The 23462-nt window shown below is 59.4% G+C and carries 15 protein-coding genes, 2 tRNA genes and 3 rRNA genes; 19 read left to right on the top strand and 1 reads right to left on the bottom strand.

Annotation, left to right across the window (positions count from 1 at the left end):
• From ACGYK7_RS17495 to ACGYK7_RS17420, 16 genes are all read left to right on the top strand, one after another.
• A 16S ribosomal RNA gene (locus tag ACGYK7_RS17495) occupies positions 1 to 334 on the top strand; the annotation flags it as partial.
• Between the two features lie 148 nt (positions 335 to 482).
• Positions 483 to 558 (top strand) — tRNA-Ala (locus ACGYK7_RS17490).
• Between the two features lie 169 nt (positions 559 to 727).
• A tRNA-Ile gene (locus ACGYK7_RS17485) sits at positions 728 to 804 on the top strand.
• 370 nt (positions 805 to 1174) lie between these two features.
• Positions 1175 to 4070 (top strand): 23S ribosomal RNA (locus tag ACGYK7_RS17480).
• A 178-nt stretch (positions 4071 to 4248) separates the two neighbouring features.
• Positions 4249 to 4363, top strand: a 5S ribosomal RNA gene (rrf, locus tag ACGYK7_RS17475).
• Positions 4364 to 4598: 235 nt separating this feature from the next.
• Positions 4599 to 5162 (top strand): hypothetical protein, encoded by a 564-nt coding sequence (locus ACGYK7_RS17470; protein ID WP_394403703.1) that lies wholly within the window; start codon positions 4599 to 4601, stop codon positions 5160 to 5162.
• Between the two features lie 76 nt (positions 5163 to 5238).
• Positions 5239 to 5436, top strand: a complete 198-nt coding sequence (gene secE / locus ACGYK7_RS17465; RefSeq protein WP_007118815.1) for a preprotein translocase subunit SecE — start codon at positions 5239 to 5241, stop codon at positions 5434 to 5436.
• A gap of 207 nt (positions 5437 to 5643) precedes the next feature.
• Positions 5644 to 6177: a transcription termination/antitermination protein NusG gene (gene nusG, locus ACGYK7_RS17460; RefSeq protein WP_067264099.1), complete on the top strand. Its 534-nt coding sequence runs from the start codon at positions 5644 to 5646 to the stop codon at positions 6175 to 6177.
• 145 nt (positions 6178 to 6322) lie between these two features.
• Entirely contained in the window at positions 6323 to 6748 is a 426-nt protein-coding gene (rplK, locus tag ACGYK7_RS17455) for a 50S ribosomal protein L11 (RefSeq protein WP_067267940.1), read from the top strand.
• Position 6749: 1 nt separating this feature from the next.
• The gene (gene rplA, locus ACGYK7_RS17450) at positions 6750 to 7448 is read left to right on the top strand and encodes a 50S ribosomal protein L1 (RefSeq protein ID WP_394403702.1); all 699 of its coding nucleotides are present in this window, start codon (positions 6750 to 6752) and stop codon (positions 7446 to 7448) included.
• Between the two features lie 272 nt (positions 7449 to 7720).
• Positions 7721 to 8236 carry a 50S ribosomal protein L10 gene (rplJ, locus tag ACGYK7_RS17445; RefSeq protein ID WP_394403701.1) on the top strand — a complete coding sequence of 172 codons (516 nt, stop codon included), beginning with the start codon at positions 7721 to 7723 and terminating at the stop codon, positions 8234 to 8236.
• Between the two features lie 74 nt (positions 8237 to 8310).
• Entirely contained in the window at positions 8311 to 8682 is a 372-nt protein-coding gene (gene rplL / locus ACGYK7_RS17440; protein ID WP_394403700.1) for a 50S ribosomal protein L7/L12, read from the top strand.
• Between the two features lie 245 nt (positions 8683 to 8927).
• A complete protein-coding gene (gene rpoB, locus ACGYK7_RS17435) occupies positions 8928 to 13064 on the top strand; it encodes a DNA-directed RNA polymerase subunit beta (protein ID WP_394403699.1) in 4137 nt (1378 codons plus the stop codon).
• Between the two features lie 94 nt (positions 13065 to 13158).
• A complete protein-coding gene (gene rpoC, locus ACGYK7_RS17430) occupies positions 13159 to 17409 on the top strand; it encodes a DNA-directed RNA polymerase subunit beta' (protein ID WP_394403698.1) in 4251 nt (1416 codons plus the stop codon).
• 180 nt (positions 17410 to 17589) lie between these two features.
• Positions 17590 to 17994, top strand: coding sequence for a two-component system response regulator (locus ACGYK7_RS17425; RefSeq protein ID WP_394403697.1), 405 nt, complete (start codon positions 17590 to 17592; stop codon positions 17992 to 17994).
• A 111-nt stretch (positions 17995 to 18105) separates the two neighbouring features.
• Positions 18106 to 18993 carry a DMT family transporter gene (locus ACGYK7_RS17420; protein WP_394403696.1) on the top strand — a complete coding sequence of 296 codons (888 nt, stop codon included), beginning with the start codon at positions 18106 to 18108 and terminating at the stop codon, positions 18991 to 18993.
• Here ACGYK7_RS17420 and ACGYK7_RS17415 read toward each other — a convergent pair.
• Complete coding sequence (locus tag ACGYK7_RS17415) at positions 18966 to 19769, bottom strand: putative rhamnosyl transferase (RefSeq protein WP_394403695.1); 804 nt, start codon at positions 19767 to 19769, stop codon at positions 18966 to 18968. The two genes, ACGYK7_RS17420 and ACGYK7_RS17415, sit on opposite strands and share 28 nt — an antisense overlap.
• Positions 19770 to 20170: 401 nt before the next feature.
• Between ACGYK7_RS17415 and rpsL the strand changes: the two genes are divergently transcribed.
• From rpsL to fusA, 3 genes are all read left to right on the top strand, one after another.
• On the top strand, positions 20171 to 20542 hold the full coding sequence (gene rpsL / locus ACGYK7_RS17410) for a 30S ribosomal protein S12 (RefSeq protein ID WP_007118826.1): 372 nt from the start codon (positions 20171 to 20173) through the stop codon (positions 20540 to 20542).
• 87 nt (positions 20543 to 20629) lie between these two features.
• Positions 20630 to 21100, top strand: a complete 471-nt coding sequence (gene rpsG / locus ACGYK7_RS17405; protein WP_067267956.1) for a 30S ribosomal protein S7 — start codon at positions 20630 to 20632, stop codon at positions 21098 to 21100.
• 65 nt (positions 21101 to 21165) lie between these two features.
• Positions 21166 to 23292, top strand: coding sequence for an elongation factor G (gene fusA, locus ACGYK7_RS17400; RefSeq protein ID WP_394403694.1), 2127 nt, complete (start codon positions 21166 to 21168; stop codon positions 23290 to 23292).
• Positions 23293 to 23462: the final 170 nt, after the last annotated feature.

The following is a 23462-nucleotide window of genomic DNA, read 5'->3' as shown; positions in this document are numbered from 1 at the left end:
GATGACGTCAAGTCCTCATGGCCCTTACGGGTTGGGCTACACACGTGCTACAATGGCAGTGACAATGGGTTAATCCCCAAAAGCTGTCTCAGTTCGGATTGGGGTCTGCAACTCGACCCCATGAAGTCGGAATCGCTAGTAATCGTGGAACAGCATGCCACGGTGAATACGTTCCCGGGCCTTGTACACACCGCCCGTCACACCATGGGAGTTGGTTCTACCCGACGGCCGTGCGCTAACCTTTTGGGGGCAGCGGACCACGGTAGGATCAGCGACTGGGGTGAAGTCGTAACAAGGTAGCCGTAGGGGAACCTGCGGCTGGATCACCTCCTTTCTAAGGATGTTCCTAGCCAGATTGGCTTGCCAATCTCGTGGAGCACTTAGCAGATCGGCAAACAAAGCCGGTCAATATATAGAACCGAGCCGTCCTCATATCTCTTCAGAAATAGGTCCTGCGCTGAACGCGTGGGTCTCAATAGTTTGGGGCCTTAGCTCAGCTGGGAGAGCGCCTGATTTGCATTCAGGAGGTCAGGAGTTCGATCCTCCTAGGCTCCACCAAGCTTGGCCGCGAAGCGGACGAGCGTAGCCCTGGCAGCATATCCGAAGGATGTGCGAGAAGGGCAGCATTTAAGGCCCTTAACCTCAACCACTAAGGGCTGGTTCCTATCGGGCCATTCCTTCGGAATGCCCTGCCGGAACGACGAGTTTTGCCTACGGCAAAATCTCTGGGTCGGTAGCTCAGGTGGTTAGAGCGCACGCCTGATAAGCGTGAGGTCGGAGGTTCAAGTCCTCCTCGACCCACCACCCCTAACCAGGGTGACATTCGGACATATCATCAAGCACATACAGTGTGTTTGATCGTCTGTCCGCAGACGAATTGACATCGTAAAGAGAGATACTAACGACATATTGGTCGCAGCGCGTGAGCTGATGGCCTCGGTCGGTTCCCTTTCGGGGAAGGCCTGCTGAAGATGCTTCCTCGTCTTCATCCGGGTATCCCGGCCGAAATCGATATGTCGTCCAAGTCAAGTACACTAACCCGGGCGCCGCGAGGCGCCCATGTCCAGACCAAGTCTGGGCGGGAAAGTATGCTTTTGATGCAGAATAAGAGGGTCAGTTTCTTACCAGCTTCTGATCTTTGCGCGAGGCGCTCAGTCTTGCTTTTTCTGGATCAAATCAAGCGCGAAAAGGGCGTTTGGTGAATGCCTTGGCAGTAAGAGGCGATGAAAGACGTGATACTCTGCGATAAGCCATGGGGAGCTGAGAATAAGCTTTGATCCATGGATTTCTGAATGGGGCAACCCACCTGATTGTTTGTTATTATTGCTTCGCAATGTCCGCTCCGCGCCGACCTTTGGTCGGTACACCGATCCTTCGGATCGGCACTGGGGCAGGCAGCGGCGCAGTTAATAATGAGCAAGACCAGGTATTTTTAGGCTGAATATATAGGCTTAAAAAGGCAAACCCGGGGAACTGAAACATCTAAGTACCCGGAGGAAAGGAAATCAATTGATACTCCCCCAGTAGCGGCGAGCGAACGGGGACCAGCCGAGCCATGAGTGTGATTAGAATGCGTTGGAATGCGCAACCAAAGTGGGTGACAGTCCCGTATAAGAAGCATGATTGGACGTATTAAGTAGGGCGGGACACGTGAAATCCTGTCTGAAGATCGGAGGACCACCTTCGAAGGCTAAGTACTCCTTACTGACCGATAGTGAACCAGTACCGTGAGGGAAAGGTGAAAAGCACCCCGACGAGGGGAGTGAAACAGTACCTGAAACCGAACGCCTACAATCAGTTGGAGCATCCTTGCGATGTGACAGCGTACCTTTTGTATAATGGGTCATCGACTTGGTCTCACGAGCAAGCTTAAGCCGTTAGGTGTAGGCGCAGCGAAAGCGAGTCTTAATAGGGCGTCGAGTTCGTGGGATCAGACCCGAAACCGAGTGATCTAGGCATGGCCAGGTTGAAGATAAGGTAACACTTATTGGAGGACCGAACCCACATCTGTTGAAAAAGATCGGGATGAGCTGTGCCTAGGGGTGAAAGGCCAATCAAACTCGGAGATAGCTGGTTCTCTGCGAAATCTATTTAGGTAGAGCGTCATCCGAATACCCTCGGGGGTAGAGCACTGGATGGGTAATGGGGCCCCACAGGCTTACTGATCCTAACCAAACTCCGAATACCGAGAAGTACTAGATGGCAGACACACGGCGAATGCTAACGTCCGTCGTGGAGAGGGAAACAACCCTGACCTCCGGCTAAGGCCCCTAATTCATGGCTAAGTGGGAAAGCAGGTGAGACGACCAAAACAACCAGGAGGTTGGCTTAGAAGCAGCCATCCTTTAAAGATAGCGTAACAGCTCACTGGTCTAAATAAGTTGTCTTGCGGCGAAGATGTAACGGGGCTCAAGCCATGAGCCGAAGCCGAGGATGCATTTATTGCATGGTAGCAGAGCGTAGTGTGACATAGTTCCATGTCTCCTTAGCCCTTCGGGGCATTGGAGACGCGGAGCTTTCTGTGAAGCCGGCGCGTGAGCGATCCGGTGGAGAGATCACTAGTGAGAATGATGACATGAGTAGCGACAAAGAGTGTGAGAGACACTCTCGCCGAAAGTCCAAGGGTTCCTGCTTAAAGCTAATCTGAGCAGGGTAAGCCGACCCCTAAGGCGAGGCCGAAAGGCGTAGTCGATGGGAACCAGGTTAATATTCCTGGGCCAGATGGAAGTGACGGATCTCGAGGGTCGTTCATCCTTATCGGATTGAATGGGCGGCTTAGAGGTCCCTGGAAATAGCTCCATCATCAGATCGTACCCTAAACCGACACAGGTGGACAGGTAGAGAATACCAAGGCGCTTGAGAGAACTATGTTGAAGGAACTCGGCAAAATACCTCCGTAAGTTCGCGAGAAGGAGGCCCGGTTCCTAGGCAACTAGGGGCTGGGGGCACAAACCAGGGGGTGGCGACTGTTTATTAAAAACACAGGGCTCTGCGAAGTCGCAAGACGACGTATAGGGTCTGACGCCTGCCCGGTGCCTGAAGGTTAAAAGGAGGGGTGAGAGCTCTGAATTGAAGCCCAGGTAAACGGCGGCCGTAACTATAACGGTCCTAAGGTAGCGAAATTCCTTGTCGGGTAAGTTCCGACCTGCACGAATGGCGTAACGACTTCCCCGCTGTCTCCAACATAGACTCAGCGAAATTGAATTACCGGTCAAGATGCCGGTTACCCGCGGTTAGACGGAAAGACCCCGTGCACCTTTACTACAGCTTCACACTGGCATTAGGCCGAACATGTGCAGGATAGGTGGTGGGCTTTGAAACCGAGACGCCAGTCTCGGTGGAGCCTCCCTTGAGATACCACCCTTGTTCTGCTTGATGTCTAACCGCGGACCGTTATCCGGTTCCGGGACCCTGTGTGGCGGGTAGTTTGACTGGGGCGGTCGCCTCCTAAATCGTAACGGAGGCGCGCGAAGGTTGGCTCAGAGCGGTCGGAAATCGCTCGTTGAGTGCAATGGCAGAAGCCAGCCTGACTGCGAGACTGACAAGTCGAGCAGAGTCGAAAGACGGCCATAGTGATCCGGTGGTCCCAAGTGGGAGGGCCATCGCTCAACGGATAAAAGGTACGCCGGGGATAACAGGCTGATACTGCCCAAGAGTCCATATCGACGGCAGTGTTTGGCACCTCGATGTCGGCTCATCTCATCCTGGGGCTGGAGCAGGTCCCAAGGGTACGGCTGTTCGCCGTTTAAAGAGGTACGTGAGCTGGGTTTAGAACGTCGTGAGACAGTTCGGTCCCTATCTTCCGTGGGTGTAGGATACTTGAGAGGAGTTGCCCCTAGTACGAGAGGACCGGGGTGAACGATCCACTGGTGGACCAGTTGTAATGCCAATTGCAGTGCTGGGTAGCTATGATCGGACAGGATAACCGCTGAAGGCATCTAAGCGGGAAGCCCCCCTCAAAACAAGGTATCCCTGAGAGCCGTGGTAGACCACCACGTCGATAGGCCAGAGATGTAAGCGTGGTAACACGTTCAGTTGACTGGTACTAATTGCTCGATAGGCTTGATTTGATCCAGTAGAAGCAAGACTGCTTACAGATCAAAAGCATACACATACAATCAGTCGTACTGACTTGGACAGGATCGCGCTCCAGCGAAGACGGAGCGGGAACGGACATCCTTCGGATACCCCGCCTCCCGCCTCCCGCCGCCGCTCTCCGCAGCAGCGCACCTCTAGGAATTTATTCGGTTTGGTGATCATAGCGCGAGCAAAACACCTGGTCCCATCCCGAACCCAGCCGTTAAGTGCCGTAGCGCCGATGGTACTGCGTCTTAAGACGTGGGAGAGTAGGTCATCGCCAAACCTAATAAGTTCCTAGACTACAGTATCTCTCTACGATGATCAGGATAACAGAACCGCCGCAGCTCATAGCTGCGGCGGTTTTGTGTTGAAGGGGGGTGTGCCCAATAACTGTCTACTTTCCGCCCTGCGCTTGGCGCAATGGAGCGGTAACTCTGCCGCAACTGCGTAGAGAGATTTATAGGATGCCCCCCATTGATAACGTTGTCCCTGTTTCCCCCAAGCTGGATCCCGCCGCAATGTCAGCGATTAAGAACGTCATGGCGGATGCGGAGAGTGCTACCGACCCCCGCGCCGGTTCGGGGGCAGAGAAGCCTTCGGTGGCTCCTCGGCGGTTGGGACGCGTGGCTTTTCCGGACTTGCCCGAGGCGGAAGCCGTAGAAGTCGAAGCCCGCAAACCACGCCGGCGTAAGCTTCGGGCGAAACGTCCGCCGGCGCGGGCGGTGATCCTCAGCCTTCTGGCTCTCGCCGTGGTGTTACGGCCCGGCTTGGTTTTCGGGGTGCTATTCGCTACCGTGTTTATCGTGTTGGGGGCCTTCCTCGCCCTTGGGTACGATGGGTTCTGGCAGCGGGCGATGGCGCTAGGGCGCTGGTATGCCGCGCGGCGGCCTGAGCGTGCGGCAATGCTTCATGCGCGGTTGGATGCCCTTGCGATGAAATGGGACGCCGTGCTCGACCGATTCCCCGAAGGCACCGTCGATGGGTTGTATCTTCCCGATTTTGGCGAGATGGCAGCGGCTGAGGCGCGGCACGACGCGGCGCTTGATCGCCGGTTCGATCGTCTGCGTGACCCGGAAGCCTGACGCGCGCGCGAAGACGTCTTGAAACTAGGGGGCGGACCCGTTACATCCGCCCAATCGGGCAACAGGGAAAGATGTCATGGCCACCACCAATCCGCTTCAGTTCATCCAGCAGGTTCGCACCGAAGTCGCAAAGGTTGTTTGGCCGACAAAGCGCGAAGTGATGCTGACCACGGTGATGGTCTTTATCCTTGCCGCGCTGACAGCTGTTTTCTTTGCGATTGTCGACATCCTGATCCGCGGCGGCTTGCAGCAGATTCTCGGGATGTTCGGCTAAGCACCGCCCGCATGGGTGATTTTATCTTTACACCCTTGAAACCTGCGTCTGCGCGGGCTATTGCGCAGACCTGACCTGAAAAGGGCGTGCGGCGATTCGAGTTGCGCGCCGATTTTTTGTTCAGATGTTGCGGGGCTTGACCCCCGTGTTGATTGACGAATTTCATGCCGGGGCAGCCCGCATGGCAAGACAGGGACCAGAGTTCAGATGGCAAAACGGTGGTATTCGGTCAGTGTCCTGTCGAACTTCGAAAAGAAGATCGCCGAGCAGATCCGCGCGTCCGTGGCCGAGCAGGAACTTGAAGACCAGATCGACGAGGTGCTGGTGCCCACCGAAGAGGTGATCGAGGTCCGGCGCGGTAAGAAGGTGACGACCGAGCGTCGCTTCATGCCCGGCTATGTGCTGGTGCATATGGAAATGTCCGACGCGGGCTACCACCTGATCAACTCGATCAACCGCGTCACTGGCTTCCTTGGCCCGCAGGGGCGCCCGATGCCGATGCGCGATGCCGAGGTTCAGGCGATCCTGGGTCGCGTGCAGGAAGGCGAAGAAGCGCCGCGCACGCTGATCCACTTCGAGGTTGGTGAGAAAGTAAAAGTCGCCGATGGCCCGTTCGAGGATTTCGACGGCATGATCGAAGAGGTCGACGACGAGAACCAGCGTCTCAAGGTTTCGGTCTCGATCTTTGGCCGGGAGACACCGGTCGAATTGGAATTCACTCAGGTCAACAAGCAGGTCTGAGTGTGCGGCGGGGGGCGCCCCCGCCATCCCGGCACCTGAGGGCGCCGGTCATTGTGGGAGGGAAGGACGCCGCGGCGCCTCGGCCCGGACCACGCAACGAAGAACCCGCGGGGCGCGCCCCAAGGGTGTTGAAAGGAGAAGGCCAATGGCCAAGAAACTCGTCGGTACGATGAAGTTGCAAGTTAAAGCGGGTCAAGCAAACCCGTCCCCGCCCGTGGGTCCCGCCCTCGGTCAGCGCGGCATCAACATCATGGAATTTTGCAAGGCGTTCAACGCCAAGACCGCAGACATGGAGCCGGGCGCACCGTGCCCCACCGTGATCAGCTACTATCAGGACAAGTCCTTCACTATGGACATCAAGACGCCCCCGGCGTCCTACTACCTGAAGAAAGCTGCCAAGGTGAACTCCGGTGCAAAAACGCCGAGCCGTGAGACTGTCGGCACCGTGACCACCAAGCAGCTGCGTGAGATCGCAGAAGCAAAAGCCGCCGACCTGTCCGCGAACGACGTGGAAGCGGCGATGAAAATCATCCTGGGCTCCGCGAAGTCCATGGGCATCGAGGTGAAGTAAGATGGCTAAAATTGGAAAACGCACCCGCGCCGCCCGTGAAGCTTTTGCTGGCAAAGAAGAGATCACCGTTGAAGAAGCGGTAAGCCTCATCAAATCGAACGCCACCGCGAAGTTCGATGAAACCATCGAGATCGCGATGAACCTCGGTGTTGACCCGCGCCACGCTGACCAGATGGTCCGCGGTGTTGTCGGCCTGCCCAACGGCACCGGCAAAACCATGCGCGTTGCTGTCTTCGCCCGTGGCGCGAAAGCTGAAGAAGCCGAAAAGGCGGGCGCAGATATCGTTGGCGCAGAAGACCTGATGGAAACCGTGCAGTCCGGCAAGATCGACTTCGATCGTTGCATCGCGACACCCGACATGATGCCGATCGTTGGCCGTCTGGGTAAGGTTCTGGGCCCCCGCAACCTGATGCCGAACCCCAAGGTCGGCACCGTGACCATGGACGTCGCCGACGCCGTGAAAGCGGCCAAGGGTGGCGAAGTGCAGTTCAAAGCCGAAAAGGGCGGTGTCGTCCACGCAGGCGTTGGCAAACTGTCCTTCGACGAAGCCAAGCTGGTTGAGAACATCCGTGCCTTCGTCGGCGCCGTGTCCAAAGCCAAGCCTGCCGGTGCCAAAGGCACCTACATGAAAAAGATCAACCTGAGCTCCACAATGGGCCCGGGCGTGTCGGTCGCTGTCGAGAACGCGACTGCCGAGTGATCCCGTCGGGTGGGGGCCAGCCTCCCACCTTACGACCCGAGATTTGGCGGCTTAGGTCGCCAGATACGCAAGGACCAGAAGATCGGTTCTCGCGTCTGTCCGAGACGGAGGGTTTGGGCCACGGCCTGAATAATTCCTTCCTGAGATGGGAAACCGGAAATTCCTGCCTTCGGGCGGTTTTGGCCGGGACCCTGACATTGGACCCGAATGGGATGCAGAAGACCGCATCCTGAACTGAGCCGGGGGGCAACCCCCAAATTTGGAGTGAAACTGTGGATAGAGCACAAAAAGAACAGTTGGTCGACGAACTCGGCCAAATCTTTGAAAGCTCTGGCGTCGTTGTGGTTAGCCACTACGTCGGTTTGACAGTTGCCGAAATGCAGGACCTTCGGGCGCGCGCACGCGCAGCCGGTGGGGCCGTGCGTGTTGCCAAAAACAGGCTCGCCAAGATCGCCCTTGAGGGCAAGCCATGCGCAAGCATTGCTGACCTTCTGACGGGTATGACCGTTCTGACCTATTCTGAGGATCCTGTGGCCGCGGCCAAGGTTGCTCAGGACTTCGCCAAGGAAAACCCCAAGCTGGTGATCCTCGGTGGTGCAATGGGTGAGAACGCGTTGGACGCCGCCGGTGTCGAAGCCGTGTCGAAAATGCCTTCGCGCGAGGAGCTTATCTCCTCCATCGCAGGCATGCTTGGCGCACCTGCTTCGAACATCGCCGGGGCCATTGGCGCACCTGCAAGCAACATCGCATCCATCTTGTCCACCATCGAGGACAAGGCGGCTGCGTAAGGCAAATCGTCAAACTGGCGCACGGGTTGAACACGCGCGTTGGAACACACATATCGTAACGGAAAGAGCTAAACATGGCTGATCTGAAAAAACTGGCAGAAGACATCGTTGGTCTGACCCTGCTTGAAGCACAAGAACTGAAAACCATCCTGAAAGACGAGTACGGCATCGAGCCCGCCGCTGGCGGCGCAGTGATGATGGCCGGCCCTGCTGAAGGTGGCGCTGCCGAAGAAGAAAAGACTGAATTCGACGTCGTTCTGAAGAACGCCGGCGCATCCAAGATCAACGTGATCAAGGAAGTCCGCGGCATCACAGGCCTGGGCCTGAAAGAAGCCAAAGACCTGGTCGAGTCCGGTGGCAAGATCAAAGAAGGCGTCGACAAAGCCGAAGCCGAAGACATCAAAGGCAAGCTGGAAGCAGCTGGCGCCGAAGTCGAGCTGGCCTAAGCCAGAGGTGCGTGTTCTCACGCACCACGCATGAACAAGGGCTGGACGGGAATTTTCCTGTCCAGCCTGACCTGTTTTGACGAATGTTCCCCAGAGCGGAGCATTTCTCTGGAGAGGTCCAAGGTCGGAAGGGGTGCAGTGGGACGCATTCCAAGAATTGACCCGGATTTTCCGCTCTTATGGGCGCGCACCACGGCCCCGGTGGTTGATGCGCTCGGCGAGAGACACGAAAGGTGACACGACACATGGCACAATCCTTCCTTGGCCAGAAACGTCTGCGTAAATATTACGGCAAGATCCGCGAAGTGCTGGAGATGCCGAACCTCATCGAGGTTCAGAAATCCTCCTATGATTTGTTCCTGAATTCCGGCGACGCCGAGACCCCCACCGACGGTGAGGGGATCACGGGCGTTTTCCAATCGGTCTTCCCGATCAAGGACTTCAACGAGACTTCGGTTCTCGAATACGTCAAATACGAGCTGGAAAAGCCCAAGTACGACGTCGAGGAATGCCAGCAGCGCGACATGACCTACAGCGCGCCGCTGAAAGTGACCCTGCGCCTCATCGTGTTCGATGTGGACGAGGACACCGGCGCCAAATCCGTCAAGGACATCAAAGAGCAGGACGTCTTCATGGGCGACATGCCCCTGATGACCCCGAACGGCACCTTCGTCGTCAACGGCACCGAGCGTGTGATCGTCTCCCAAATGCACCGTAGCCCCGGCGTGTTCTTTGACCACGACAAGGGCAAGACCCACTCCTCGGGCAAGCTTCTGTTCGCCTGCCGCATCATTCCCTACCGCGGCTCCTGGCTGGACTTCGAGTTTGACGCCAAGGACATCGTCTATGCCCGCATCGACCGCCGCCGCAAGCTGCCGGTGACGACCCTGCTCTATGCCTTGGGCCTCGACCAGGAAGGCATCATGAATGCCTATTACAACACCGTCACCTACAAGCTGGAGAAGTCCAAGGGTTGGGTTGCGCCCTTCTTCCCCGACCGTGTGCGCGGCACCCGTCCGACCTATGATCTGATCGACGCCAACACCGGCGAGATCCTCTTCGAGGCCGGCAAGAAGGTCACTCCCCGCGCAGTCAAGAAGCTCTTGGACGAAGGCAAGGTCAAGGAACTGCTGCTGCCCTTCGACCACATTGTCGGCAAGTTCGTCGCGCGTGACATCATCAACGAGGAAACCGGCGCGATCTACGTCGAGGCCGGTGACGAGCTGACGCTGGAATACGACAAGGACGGCACGCTGATCGGCGGCACCGCGAAGGAGCTGATCGACGCGGGCATTACCGAGATTCCGCTGCTCGACATCGACAACGTCAACGTCGGCCCCTACATGCGCAACACCATGGCGCAGGACAAGAACATGAACCGCGACACCGCGCTCATGGACATCTACCGCGTCATGCGCCCGGGCGAGCCGCCCACCGTCGAGGCCGCCTCGGCGCTCTTCGACACGCTGTTCTTCGATTCCGAGCGCTACGACCTTTCGGCCGTGGGCCGCGTGAAAATGAACATGCGTCTGGCGCTCAACAAGCCCGACACGCAGCGCACGCTGGACCGTGACGACATCGTCGCCTGTATCAAGGCGCTGGTGGACCTGCGCGACGGCCGCGGCGACATCGACGACATTGACCACCTCGGTAACCGCCGGGTGCGCTCGGTCGGCGAGCTGATGGAAAACCAGTACCGCGTCGGTCTGCTGCGCATGGAGCGCGCGATCAAGGAGCGTATGTCCTCGGTTGAGATCGACACCGTGATGCCGCAGGACCTGATCAACGCCAAGCCCGCCGCGGCTGCGGTGCGCGAGTTCTTCGGCTCCAGCCAGCTGTCGCAGTTCATGGACCAAACCAACCCGCTGTCGGAGGTGACGCACAAGCGTCGTCTCTCGGCGCTTGGGCCGGGCGGTCTGACCCGCGAGCGTGCGGGCTTCGAAGTCCGCGACGTGCACCCGACCCACTATGGCCGGATGTGCCCGATTGAAACGCCGGAAGGTCCGAACATCGGTCTGATCAACTCGCTGGCCACCTTTGCCCGCGTGAACAAATATGGCTTCATCGAAACGCCCTACCGCGTTGTGAAGGACAGCAAGGTCACCGACGAGGTGCACTACATGTCCGCGACCGAGGAAATGCGTCACACCGTGGCGCAGGCGAACGCCAACCTCGACGAGAACATGAAGTTCGTGAACGAGATGGTCTCGACCCGTCAGTCCGGCGACTACACGCTGGCGCCGACCGAGAACGTGGACCTGATCGACGTCTCCCCGAAGCAGTTGGTCTCGGTCGCCGCCTCGCTGATCCCCTTCCTTGAGAACGACGACGCCAACCGCGCTCTGATGGGGTCGAACATGCAGCGTCAGGCCGTACCGCTTCTGCAAGCCGAGGCACCGCTTGTCGGCACCGGCATCGAAGAAGTTGTGGCACGCGATTCCGGGGCGGCCTACACCGCACGTCGCGCTGGCATCATCGACCAGGTCGATGCGTCGCGTATCGTGATCCGGGCCACCGAAGACCTCGAACTGGGCGACGCGGGCGTGGACATCTACCGTATGCGCAAGTTCCAGCGGTCGAACCAGAACACCTGCATCAACCAGCGTCCGCTGGTGAAAGTGGGCGAGAAGGTCACCAAGGGCCAAGTCATCGCGGACGGTCCGTCGACCGACATGGGGGAACTGGCGCTCGGCAAGAACGTCGTCGTCGCCTTCATGCCGTGGAACGGCTACAACTACGAGGACTCGATCCTGATCTCCGAGCGGATTTCCCGCGACGACGTCTTCACCTCGATCCACATCGAGGAATTCGAAGTCGCCGCGCGTGACACCAAGCTCGGGCCGGAAGAGATCACCCGCGACATTCCGAACGTCGGCGAGGAAGCCCTGCGCAACCTCGACGAGGCGGGCATCGTCTACATCGGTGCGGACGTGGAGCCGGGCGACATTCTTGTCGGTAAGATCACGCCCAAGGGCGAAAGCCCGATGACGCCGGAAGAGAAGCTTCTGCGCGCCATCTTCGGTGAGAAGGCCTCGGACGTGCGCGACACCTCGCTGCGGGTGAAGCCGGGCGACTTTGGCACCGTCGTCGAGGTCCGCGTCTTCAACCGTCACGGTGTCGAGAAAGACGAGCGTGCGCTGCAGATCGAGCGTGAGGAAGTCGAACGTCTGGCCCGTGACCGGGACGACGAGCTCGCGATCCTCGACCGCAACATCTACGCGCGCCTCAAGGACATGATCCTCGGCAAGGTCGCCGTCAAAGGTCCGAAAGGTGTCAAGGCAAACAGCCAGATCACCGAGGAACTGCTGGAAACCCTGACCCGCGGTCAATGGTGGCAGCTGGCCCTCGAGGACGAGGATGACGCCAAGATCGTCGAGGCCCTGAACGAGCAGTACGAGATCCAGAAACGGACCTTGGATGCACGTTTCGAGGACAAGGTCGAGAAGGTCCGCCGTGGCGACGACCTGCCGCCGGGTGTGATGAAGATGGTTAAAGTCTTCGTCGCGGTGAAGCGCAAGCTGCAGCCGGGCGACAAGATGGCCGGCCGTCACGGGAACAAGGGTGTGATCTCGAAAGTGGTGCCGATGGAGGACATGCCGTTCCTTGCCGACGGTACCCCAGTCGACTTCTGCCTCAACCCGCTCGGCGTGCCATCGCGGATGAACGTCGGTCAGATCCTTGAGACGCATATGGGGTGGGCCGCACGCGGTCTGGGCCTGAACGTCGACGAGGCGCTCCAGGAATACCGCCGCTCGGGCGACCTGACGCCGGTGCGCGAGGCGATGCAGCTGGCCTATGGCGAGGATGTCTACGAAGAAGGCATTACCGGCATGGACGAGGACACGCTGCTGGAAGCGGCCGAGAACGTCCGCCGCGGCGTGCCGATCGCCACACCGGTCTTCGACGGCGCCAAGGAAGCAGACGTGAACGACAGCCTCAAGCGGGCCGGGTTCGACACCTCCGGTCAGTCGGTGCTTTTCGATGGCCGCACCGGCGAGCAGTTCGCCCGCCCGGTGACCGTCGGCGTCAAGTACCTGTTGAAGCTGCACCACTTGGTGGACGACAAGATCCACGCGCGTTCGACCGGGCCGTACAGCCTCGTCACACAGCAGCCGCTGGGTGGTAAGGCACAGTTCGGTGGCCAGCGCTTCGGGGAGATGGAGGTCTGGGCTCTGGAAGCCTATGGTGCCGCCTACACCCTGCAGGAAATGCTGACCGTCAAGTCGGATGACGTCGCGGGCCGGACCAAGGTCTATGAAAGCATCGTCAAGGGCGAGGACAACTTCGAAGCGGGCATTCCTGAGAGCTTTAACGTTCTCGTCAAGGAAGTGCGCGGCCTCGGCCTGAATATGGAACTCCTGGATGCGGAGGAGGATGAGTGAGGCATAGACGGAATTTTTTAAAAATTCCGGGCCGTTTTCTTTCAAAGAAAACGGCACCCCTCGCTCCCAACGCACCCCTTTCAAGGATTTGAAAATGAACCAGGAACTGACAAACAACCCGTTCAACCCGCTGACGCCGCAAAAAGCGTTTGACGAAATCAAGGTCTCTCTGGCCTCGCCCGAGCGGATTCTGAGCTGGTCCTTCGGTGAGATCAAGAAGCCGGAAACCATCAACTACCGCACCTTCAAGCCCGAGCGTGACGGCCTGTTCTGCGCGCGTATCTTCGGCCCGATCAAGGATTACGAATGCCTCTGCGGCAAATATAAGCGCATGAAGTATCGCGGCGTCGTCTGCGAAAAATGCGGTGTGGAAGTCACGCTGCAAAAGGTCCGCCGTGAGCGCATGGGCCACATCGAACTGGCCTCGCCGGTGGCGCATATCTGGTTCCTCAAGTCGCTGCCCTCGCGCATCGGCCTGATGCTGGACATGACCTTGCGTGATCTGGAGCGCGTGCTCTACTTCGAAAACTACGTGGTGATCGAGCCGGGCCTCACCGATCTTCAATACGGTCAGATGATGACCGAAGAAGAATACATGGACGCGCAAGACGCCTATGGCATGGACGCCTTCACCGCCAATATCGGCGCCGAGGCGATCCGCGAGATGCTGGCCGCCATCGATCTTGAAGCTGAAGCCGAAAACCTGCGCGCCGATCTGAAAGAGGCGACAGGCGAGCTGAAGCCCAAAAAGATCATCAAGCGTCTGAAAGTGGTCGAGAGCTTCCTCGAATCCGGCAACCGTCCGGAGTGGATGGTCATGACCGTGATCCCGGTCATCCCGCCAGAACTGCGCCCGCTGGTGCCGCTCGATGGTGGCCGGTTTGCGACCTCGGACCTCAACGACCTCTATCGCCGCGTGATCAACCGGAACAACCGCCTCAAGCGCCTGATCGAGCTGCGCGCACCGGACATCATCGTGCGCAACGAAAAGCGGATGCTGCAGGAGTCCGTCGACGCGCTCTTCGACAACGGCCGCCGTGGCCGCGTCATCACCGGTGCCAACAAGCGCCCGCTGAAGTCGCTGTCGGACATGCTGAAAGGCAAGCAGGGCCGCTTCCGTCAGAACCTTTTGGGTAAGCGTGTCGACTTCTCGGGCCGTTCGGTTATCGTGACCGGCCCGGAACTGAAGCTGCACCAATGTGGTCTGCCCAAGAAGATGGCGCTCGAACTGTTCAAGCCGTTCATCTACTCGCGTCTGGAGGCCAAAGGGCTGTCCTCTACCGTGAAGCAGGCCAAGAAGCTGGTCGAGAAGGAGCGCCCCGAGGTTTGGGACATTCTTGATGAGGTGATCCGTGAACACCCTGTCATGCTCAACCGCGCGCCGACGCTTCACCGTCTGGGCATTCAGGCCTTCGAGCCCGTGCTGATCGAAGGCAAGGCGATCCAGCTGCACCCGCTGGTTTGCTCGGCCTTCAACGCCGACTTCGACGGTGACCAGATGGCCGTTCACGTCCCGCTCTCGCTGGAAGCCCAGTTGGAAGCGCGTGTTCTGATGATGTCCACGAACAACGTCCTGTCGCCCGCCAACGGCGCGCCGATCATCGTGCCGTCGCAGGATATGATCTTGGGTCTCTACTACACGACCCTTGAGCGTGAAGGCATGGTTGGCGAAGGCATGGTCTTCGGCTCCGTCGACGAGGTGCAGCATGCCCTCGACGCCGGTGCGGTTCACCTGCACTCGAAGATCAAGGCACGGATCAAGCAGATCGACGCCGAAGGCAACGAAGTGATGATGCGCTTTGACACGACCCCCGGTCGTATCCGTCTTGGTGCGCTTCTGCCGCTGAACGCCAAAGCGCCGTTCGATCTGGTCAACCGTCTGCTGCGCAAGAAAGAAGTGCAGCAGGTCATCGACACTGTCTACCGTTACTGCGGTCAGAAAGAATCGGTCATCTTCTGTGACCAGATCATGACCATGGGTTTCCGCGAAGCTTTCAAAGCGGGCATCTCCTTCGGCAAAGACGACATGTTGATCCCCGACACCAAATGGCCGCTGGTCGAAGAGACCCGCGAGCAGGTTAAGGACTTTGAACAGCAGTATATGGACGGCCTGATCACTCAGGGCGAAAAGTACAACAAAGTCGTCGATGCATGGTCGAAGTGTAACGACAAGGTGACCGAGGCGATGATGGGCTCCATCTCTGCCGTGACCCATCACGAGGACGGTTCCGAGAAAGAGCCGAACTCGGTTTACATGATGGCCCACTCCGGAGCCCGGGGCTCGGTCACGCAGATGAAACAGCTGGGCGGGATGCGCGGCCTGATGGCGAAGCCGAACGGCGACATCATCGAGACGCCGATCATCTCGAACTTTAAAGAAGGTCTGACCGTTCTCGAGTACTTCAACTCGACCCACGGTGCGCGGAAAGGTCTGTCGGATACCGCTCTGAAAACGGCGAACTCCGGTTACCTGACACGCCGTCTGGTGGACGTGGCGCAGGACTGCATCGTGCGTGAGCATGACTGCGGCACCGAAACCGCGATCACCGCCGAAGCGGCTGTCAACGACGGTGAAGTTGTCTCTTCGCTGGCCGAGCGTCTGCTGGGCCGTGTTGCGGCGGATGACATTCTGGTGCCCGGCACCGAGGATGTTCTGGTGCCCGCAGGCACGCTGATCGACGAGCGCATGTCGGATGCCATCGACGAGGCGGGCGTGCAGTCCGCACGGATCCGCAGCCCGCTGACCTGTGATGCCGAAGAGGGTGTCTGCGCCATGTGCTATGGCCGTGACCTCGCACGCGGCACGCTGGTCAACCAAGGTGAGGCTGTCGGCATCATCGCGGCCCAGTCGATTGGTGAACCCGGTACACAGCTGACGATGCGGACCTTCCACATCGGCGGTGTTGCGCAGGGTGGTCAGCAGTCCTTCCTCGAGGCCAGCCAGTCCGGCAAGGTCGCTTTCGAGAACGCGCAGACGCTTGAGAACAGCGCCGGTGAAGTGCTCGTCATGGGCCGGAACATGAAGCTGTTGATCGTCGATGAGAATGGCGAGGAGCGGGCCAGCCACAAGATCGGCTATGGCACCAAGCTGCACGTCAAAGAAGGCGACGACGTGGCGCGCGGTGACAAGCTGTTCGAATGGGATCCCTACACCCTGCCGATCATCGCCGAGAAGCCCGGTACGACCAAATACGTCGACCTGGTCTCGGGCATCGCGGTCAAGGAAGACACCGACGAAGCCACCGGCATGACCCAGAAGATCGTGATCGACTGGCGCGCGGCCCCCAAGGGCAACGAGCTCAAGCCCGAGATCATCTTGGTGGGTGAAGATGGCGAACCGGTCCGCAACGATGCGGGCAACCCGGTGACCTATCCGATGTCGGTCGATGCGGTTCTCTCTGTCGAAGACCACACGCAGGTGCAGGCCGGTGACATCATTGCGCGTATCCCGCGCGAAGGTGCCAAGACCAAGGACATTACCGGTGGTCTGCCGCGTGTGGCCGAACTCTTTGAGGCACGTCGCCCCAAGGATCACGCCATCATCGCGGAAATCAACGGCTACGTCCGCTTCGGCAAGGACTACAAGAACAAGCGTCGCATCGCGATCGAAAGCGCGGATGATCCGGACGTGAAGGTTGAGTACATGGTGCCCAAGGGGAAACACATCCCCGTGGCCGAAGGCGACTTCGTGCAGAAGGGCGACTACATCATGGACGGCAACCCCGCGCCGCACGACATCCTCGCGATCATGGGCGTCGAGGCTCTGGCCGAGTATATGATTGACGAGGTGCAAGACGTTTACCGCCTGCAAGGTGTGAAGATTAACGACAAACACATCGAAGTCATCGTTCGTCAGATGCTGCAGAAGTGGGAAATCCAAGAAAGCGGCGACACCACGCTGTTGAAGGGTGAACACGTCGACAAGCAGGAATTCGACACCGCCAACGAGAAGGCGTTGAAGAAGGGTGGCCGTCCTGCCAAGGGCGAACCGATCCTGCTGGGCATCACCAAGGCGTCGCTGCAAACCCGCAGCTTCATCTCGGCGGCCTCGTTCCAGGAAACCACGCGCGTGCTGACCGAAGCTTCGGTTCAGGGCAAGCGGGACAAGCTGGTCGGTCTGAAAGAGAACGTCATCGTGGGCCGTCTGATCCCCGCCGGGACCGGTGGCGCGACGCAGGCGATGCGCAAAGTGGCGACAGACCGCGACAATGTCGTGATCGAAGCGCGCCGCGAAGAGGCCGAAGCCGCCGCCCGTCTGGCCGCGCCGGAAGCCTCTGTAGATGACGACATCGTCGGTGGCGATGTGTTCAATACGCCGGTCGGTGACGACGAGAGCCGCGATTGATCGCAGCGCATCCGTGAAAAACGAAAGCCCCCGCAGTGACGCTGCGGGGGCTTTTTAATGGGGTGGGCGAATGCCGCGGCCACACACCGCCCCGGGGGACTGGTTTCTGACAACAAAGCCTTACATCCGCCACATAGTCGGAATAGGTTTGCAAAAGCTTAACCGTCGTAAGGTGCTTTGATGACGTTCCGCATTCTACATATCGACGACGACCCGATCGTTCTGGAACTGGTCAAGATGATCTTTTCCGACGACAGGTCGCTGAGCTTCGTCTCCTGCCTGAACGCCCGCGACGCGCTGGCGGTGGTCGATGATCTCAAGCCTGACCTGATCATCAGCGATATTTCCATGCCGGATATGGGCGGCTTGGAACTGGCCCATCGGTTTGGCGAGAATCCGGCCATTGCCGGGACGCCGATCATCTTTCTCAGCGGGCGCACCCGCGATCTTGAAGTCTATGACGCCTTCCGCGATCTGGCGGCGACGGTGATGCAAAAGCCGGTCGATCCGGGATTGCTGCGCAGCACGGTCCGCACTCTGCTGGCCAACCGGCAGCAGCCGGTGGCACAAGCCTCGAACCAGTAGAGCGCGCTGGTCTGCGGCGCGGGCCGCCGTTCTTGACAGCCCCCGTAGCCGCTGCCAGTCATTCGGGGGCGGCACCGGTATAAGCCGCACCATTTTTCCCGGAGCGCTTTCATGTCCCCCAATACCATCGGCGCGCTGCTGATGATCGCCTCGATGGCCTGTTTCACGTTTAACGACACGCTGCTCAAAATGACCGACGGGGCGCTGCCCCTGTTTCAGCTGTTGTTTCTGCGGGGGGTGACAACCTCGGTGCTGATCTTGGCCCTCAGTCGGCAGCTTGGACGGATCGATTTCCGGCTTCAAGCGCGGGACTGGAAGGTCATCGGCCTGCGTTCGGTGGCCGAGATCGCGGCGGCTTATTTCTTTCTCACCGCGTTGTTCAACATGCCCTTGGCGAATGTCACCGCCATCCTTCAGGCCGTGCCGCTTTCGGTGACACTGGCGGCGGCGCTGGTGTTCCGGCAGGCCGTGGGCTGGCGACGGTTGGTGGCCATCGGCATCGGTTTCTGCGGCGTGTTGTTGATCGTCAAGCCGGGGGCGGAAGGGTTCAACATCTGGTCGATCTACGTGCTGATCGCCGTGCTTTGCGTGACGGTCCGTGACCTGTCGACCCGCGCCCTGTCACCGGCGGTGCCCTCGATGACCGTGACCTTGGTGACCGCCCTGTCGGTGATGACGGCGGCGGGCTTGGCGTCGCTGAGCGCGCCTTGGGCCCCGGTGACGCCCTCGGTCGCGGCGCTGATCGGCGGCTCAGGCGTCTTTGTGCTGGGCGGCTATTTCTTTTCGATCCAAGTGATGCGGGTAGGCGATATCGGCTTTATCGCGCCGTTTCGCTACACCGGCCTGCTTTGGGCGCTCTTGCTGGGCTGGGTCGTCTTTGGCGACTGGCCGGGGGTCTTGACCCTGATCGGCGCGGGGATCGTGGTGGCCACGGGGGTCTTCACCCTCTACCGCGAACGAAAGTTGAGAGTTCAGGCCGAAAAGACGCGCCGCACCTGAGCTTGGTCGATGGCGAAACGCTCCTGAAACAGCGCTTCGCCTTCGGCATCCAGCGGGGCCACCTCCACATGCCGCGCAAGCCCCTGCCGCGAATCGTTCGAGCCGTTGTGGCTGCGCACGAACATCGCCGCATCGGGCAGGCTGACGCAGGGCATGAAGCGCGGCAGTTTCTCATGGGCGAAGTTCATGATGGTGACCGGGCTGCCCCCCTTCACATACATCGCCAGCGCGGCGACGTTGAGCGGGCGGTACACTTCGGCGGCGCGAATGCCCTGCGGGCCGAATTCCGCGATATAGCCCTTGGGCCAGTCAAAGGCGACGGAGCGTTGGCCTTTCAGCAGCCCCGCGCTTTGCGCGACCGTTTGGCGCAGCCGGGCGATGAAGTCGACCGACACCGCGTCATCGTCGTCATAGCGAAATTGCAGGCAGGGCTCGGCCGGGTTGATCCGCGCGGCGTTCAAAACCTCCTTCATCACCTCGCGGTGGTTCCGGGGCGGCTCACGATGGATCACCGCTTGGGGGAGGCCGGCCAAAAGCGATTCGAGGCGTCGGGCGTGTTGGGTGGGAAACTGATCTCCAATCACGAACACCATGGAGAAATCGGGGTCTGTCTGCGCCTTCAAACAGGGCAGGGCGACGGTTTCGAGCAGGCGAAAGCGCTCTTCCAAACGCGCTTCGTCATAGAGGTAGGCAATGCGTTCCTCGGGGGTCTCATGTCCGACCTGAAAACCGCCCAAGGCCGGATAGGAAAAGCGGCAGAGGCCGATCGCTTGCATGGGGATTTCCTTCTGTCGTTCTCCGGACTATGGCGAGCGAGGCAGGGGCGTGGCAAGTGTGGAATGTGCGACCCGGGCCCGGAACCAAGCCGCAGGCGCTACGCCATCGCCCGGCAAACCTCTGCGCCCCCTTCTGGGCCCACCTGTTGACAGCCCCCGCGCAACGCTCTATACGCCCGCTATCTCGGAGGTGGAGGCCGCTCTGCCAGTCCGAATTCATAACTGAAGTGGTCACGATCCGGCCTACTACTGGCCCGATCCTCTGTTAACCCACCGCGTCGTTTTCCTCGGTACGGGAACGTTGCGGTCATTTTGCTTTGTGGACGCATGAAGTAACCGAAATTAGCCGCATGGGGGATCCCCCGTGTACACAATCTGAGCGATACGGGGATATAACCGGAATGCCAACGATCCAACAGCTGATCCGCAAGCCGCGGCAGCCGAAAGTCAAACGTTCGAAATCCATGCACCTGCAGGAGTGCCCGCAAAAGCGCGGCGTCTGCACACGCGTGTACACCACCACACCGAAAAAGCCAAACTCGGCGATGCGTAAGGTTGCCAAAGTGCGCCTGACCAACGGGTTCGAAGTCATCTCCTACATCCCGGGTGAGAGCCACAACCTTCAGGAGCACTCCGTGGTTCTGATCCGCGGCGGTCGTGTAAAAGACCTTCCGGGTGTGCGTTACCACATCCTGCGCGGTGTTCTCGATACGCAGGGCGTGAAAGACCGTAAGCAGCGTCGTTCGAAGTACGGCGCGAAGCGTCCGAAGTAATCTCGCACCGGTGGGGGCCGCCCCCGCCGATCCACCCGATGTTCGGTGGGGCCATGCCCCATCACCCGCCAAGAGGAAGACACTGACATGTCACGCCGCCACGCCGCTGAAAAACGCGAAGTCCTGCCAGACGCCAAATACGGCGATCTGGTTCTCACCAAATTCATGAACAACCTGATGATCGACGGCAAGAAATCCGTAGCCGAGCGTATCGTCTACAACGCGATGACCCGCGTCGAAGACAAGATCAAGCGCGCGCCGATCGAAGTGTTCCACGAAGCGCTGGAAAACATCCAGCCCTCCGTCGAAGTCCGCTCGCGCCGTGTGGGTGGTGCCACCTATCAGGTGCCGGTCGAAGTGCGCCCCGAGCGTCGTCAGGCGCTGGCGATCCGCTGGTTGATCAAAGCCGCCCGTGCGCGGAACGAAAACACCATGGAAGAACGCCTTGCCGGCGAACTGCTGGACGCTGTGCAGTCCCGTGGTACCGCTGTTAAAAAGCGCGAAGATACGCACAAGATGGCCGACGCGAACAAAGCGTTCAGCCACTACCGCTGGTAATCTCAACGTCGCGCCCGGTTTCGGGCGCGATCCGTTCGTACTGATATTTTCGAGGAAGCAGCCCCATGGCACGCGACTATCCGCTCCAACGCTACCGCAACTTCGGCATCATGGCTCACATCGATGCCGGTAAAACCACTTGTTCCGAACGCATCCTGTTCTACACCGGCAAAAGCCACAACATCGGTGAGGTGCATGACGGCGCCGCAACCATGGACTGGATGGAGCAGGAACAAGAGCGCGGCATCACCATCACCTCCGCCGCGACCACCACTTTCTGGCAGCGTCAGGAAGAGCCCACAGCCGATGCGACATCCGACACCAAGTACCGGATGAACATCATCGACACCCCCGGCCACGTCGACTTCACCATCGAAGTTGAGCGTTCGCTGGCCGTTCTCGACGGCGCGGTTGCCGTTCTCGACGCCAACGCCGGTGTTGAGCCGCAGACCGAAACCGTGTGGCGTCAGGCTGACCGCTACAAGGTGCCGCGCATCGTCTTCGTCAACAAGATGGACAAGATCGGCGCGGACTTCTTCAACTGCGTGCACATGATCAAGGACCGTACAGGCGCCACGCCTGCGCCGATCCAGATCCCGATCGGTGCCGAGAACGAGCTGGAAGGCATCGTCGACCTCGTGACCATGAAGGAATGGGTCTGGGCCGGTGAAGACCTTGGTGCCGCTTGGGAACAGCGCGAGATCCGTGACAGCCTGAAAGAGACCGCCGACGAATGGCGTGCCAAGCTCATCGAGACCGCGGTCGAGATGGACGATGAGGCGATGGAAAACTACCTGATGGACGGCGCAGAGCCCGACGTCGAGACCCTGCGCAAGCTGATCCGCAAGGGCACGCTGGCGATCAAGTTCATCCCCGTTCTTTGTGGTTCCGCCTTCAAGAACAAAGGTGTTCAGCCGCTCTTGAACGCCGTGATCGACTATCTGCCCAGCCCGCTGGACGTTGTCGACTACATGGGCTTCAAGCCGGGCGACGAGACCGAGACCCGCAACATCCCGCGCCGCGCGGATGACGACATGGCCTTCTCGGGTCTGGCGTTCAAAATCATGAACGACCCCTTCGTCGGCTCGCTGACCTTCACCCGCATCTACTCGGGCGTTCTGCGCAAGGGCGACACGCTTCTGAACTCGACCAAGGGTAAGAAAGAGCGCGTCGGTCGTATGATGATGATGCACTCCAACAACCGCGAGGAAATCGAAGAGGCCTTCGCGGGCGACATCATCGCGCTGGCGGGTCTCAAGGACACCACCACCGGTGACACGCTCTGCGCGCAGAACGATCCGGTCGTCCTCGAAACCATGACCTTCCCCGATCCGGTGATCGAGATCGCGGTCGAGCCGAAAACCAAGGCCGACCAGGAAAAGATGTCTGCAGGTCTGGCCCGTCTGGCCGCCGAAGACCCCTCTTTCCGCGTCGAGACCGATCTGGAATCCGGTCAGACCATCATGAAGGGCATGGGCGAACTTCACCTCGACATCCTCGTCGACCGTCTGAAGCGCGAGTTCAAGGTCGAGGCGAACATCGGTGCGCCGCAGGTGGCCTATCGTGAGACGATCTCGAAAGAGGCCGAAATCACCTACACCCACAAGAAACAGTCGGGTGGTTCGGGTCAGTTTGGTGAGGTCAAGATGATCCTGACGCCGACCGAGCCGGGCGAAGGTTACTCCTTCGAGAGCCGCATCGTCGGTGGTGCCATTCCCAAGGAATACATCCCGGGCGTGGAAAAGGGTATCAAGTCGGTTCTGGACTCCGGTCCGCTGGCGGGCTTCCCGGTCATCGACTTCAAAGTGGCCCTGATCGACGGTAAGTTCCACGACGTGGACTCCAGCGTTCTGGCCTTCGAAATCGCCGCCCGTATGGCGATGCGCGAAGGTATGAAGAAAGCCGGTGCGAAGCTTCTGGAACCGATCATGAAGGTCGAAGTTGTGACACCGGAAGAATACACCGGTGGCATCATCGGTGACCTGACATCCCGTCGGGGCCAGGTGCAGGGTCAAGATACGCGCGGCAACGCCATCGCGATCGACGCCTTCGTGCCGCTGGCCAACATGTTCGGCTACATCAACACCCTGCGGTCGATGTCGTCGGGTCGTGCGAACTTCACCATGCAGTTCGACCACTACGAACCCGTGCCGCAGAACATCTCGGACGAGATTCAGGCCAAGTTCGCTTAAGGAAATCGGCGCGTGGGAAACCGCGCGCCGACCCAAATCGTTGGGTGTGTGCTGCGCATACACCATTGAGAAAGACCAAAAGGAGCCAACACTATGGCAAAGGCAAAGTTTGAACGCACCAAACCGCACGTCAATATCGGCACGATCGGCCACGTTGACCACGGTAAAAC

This window comes from Sulfitobacter sp. 1A15299 (genome assembly GCF_043556915.1).
Taxonomy (GTDB): Bacteria; Pseudomonadota; Alphaproteobacteria; order Rhodobacterales; family Rhodobacteraceae; genus Sulfitobacter.
The sequence above is the reverse complement of the archived record's forward strand: the minus strand, read 5'-3'. Positions and strand labels throughout refer to the sequence as shown.

Coding starts and splice junctions, on each gene's coding strand:
- ACGYK7_RS17470 (WP_394403703.1), top strand. CDS start 4,599: ATGTCAGCGATTAAGAACGTCATGGCGGATGCGGAGAGTGCTACCGAC.
- secE (WP_007118815.1), top strand. CDS start 5,239: ATGGCCACCACCAATCCGCTTCAGTTCATCCAGCAGGTTCGCACCGAA.
- nusG (WP_067264099.1), top strand. CDS start 5,644: ATGGCAAAACGGTGGTATTCGGTCAGTGTCCTGTCGAACTTCGAAAAG.
- rplK (WP_067267940.1), top strand. CDS start 6,323: ATGGCCAAGAAACTCGTCGGTACGATGAAGTTGCAAGTTAAAGCGGGT.
- rplA (WP_394403702.1), top strand. CDS start 6,750: ATGGCTAAAATTGGAAAACGCACCCGCGCCGCCCGTGAAGCTTTTGCT.
- rplL (WP_394403700.1), top strand. CDS start 8,311: ATGGCTGATCTGAAAAAACTGGCAGAAGACATCGTTGGTCTGACCCTG.
- rpoB (WP_394403699.1), top strand. CDS start 8,928: ATGGCACAATCCTTCCTTGGCCAGAAACGTCTGCGTAAATATTACGGC.
- rpoC (WP_394403698.1), top strand. CDS start 13,159: ATGAACCAGGAACTGACAAACAACCCGTTCAACCCGCTGACGCCGCAA.
- ACGYK7_RS17425 (WP_394403697.1), top strand. CDS start 17,590: ATGACGTTCCGCATTCTACATATCGACGACGACCCGATCGTTCTGGAA.
- ACGYK7_RS17420 (WP_394403696.1), top strand. CDS start 18,106: ATGTCCCCCAATACCATCGGCGCGCTGCTGATGATCGCCTCGATGGCC.
- ACGYK7_RS17415 (WP_394403695.1), bottom strand. CDS start 19,769: ATGCAAGCGATCGGCCTCTGCCGCTTTTCCTATCCGGCCTTGGGCGGT.
- rpsL (WP_007118826.1), top strand. CDS start 20,171: ATGCCAACGATCCAACAGCTGATCCGCAAGCCGCGGCAGCCGAAAGTC.
- rpsG (WP_067267956.1), top strand. CDS start 20,630: ATGTCACGCCGCCACGCCGCTGAAAAACGCGAAGTCCTGCCAGACGCC.
- fusA (WP_394403694.1), top strand. CDS start 21,166: ATGGCACGCGACTATCCGCTCCAACGCTACCGCAACTTCGGCATCATG.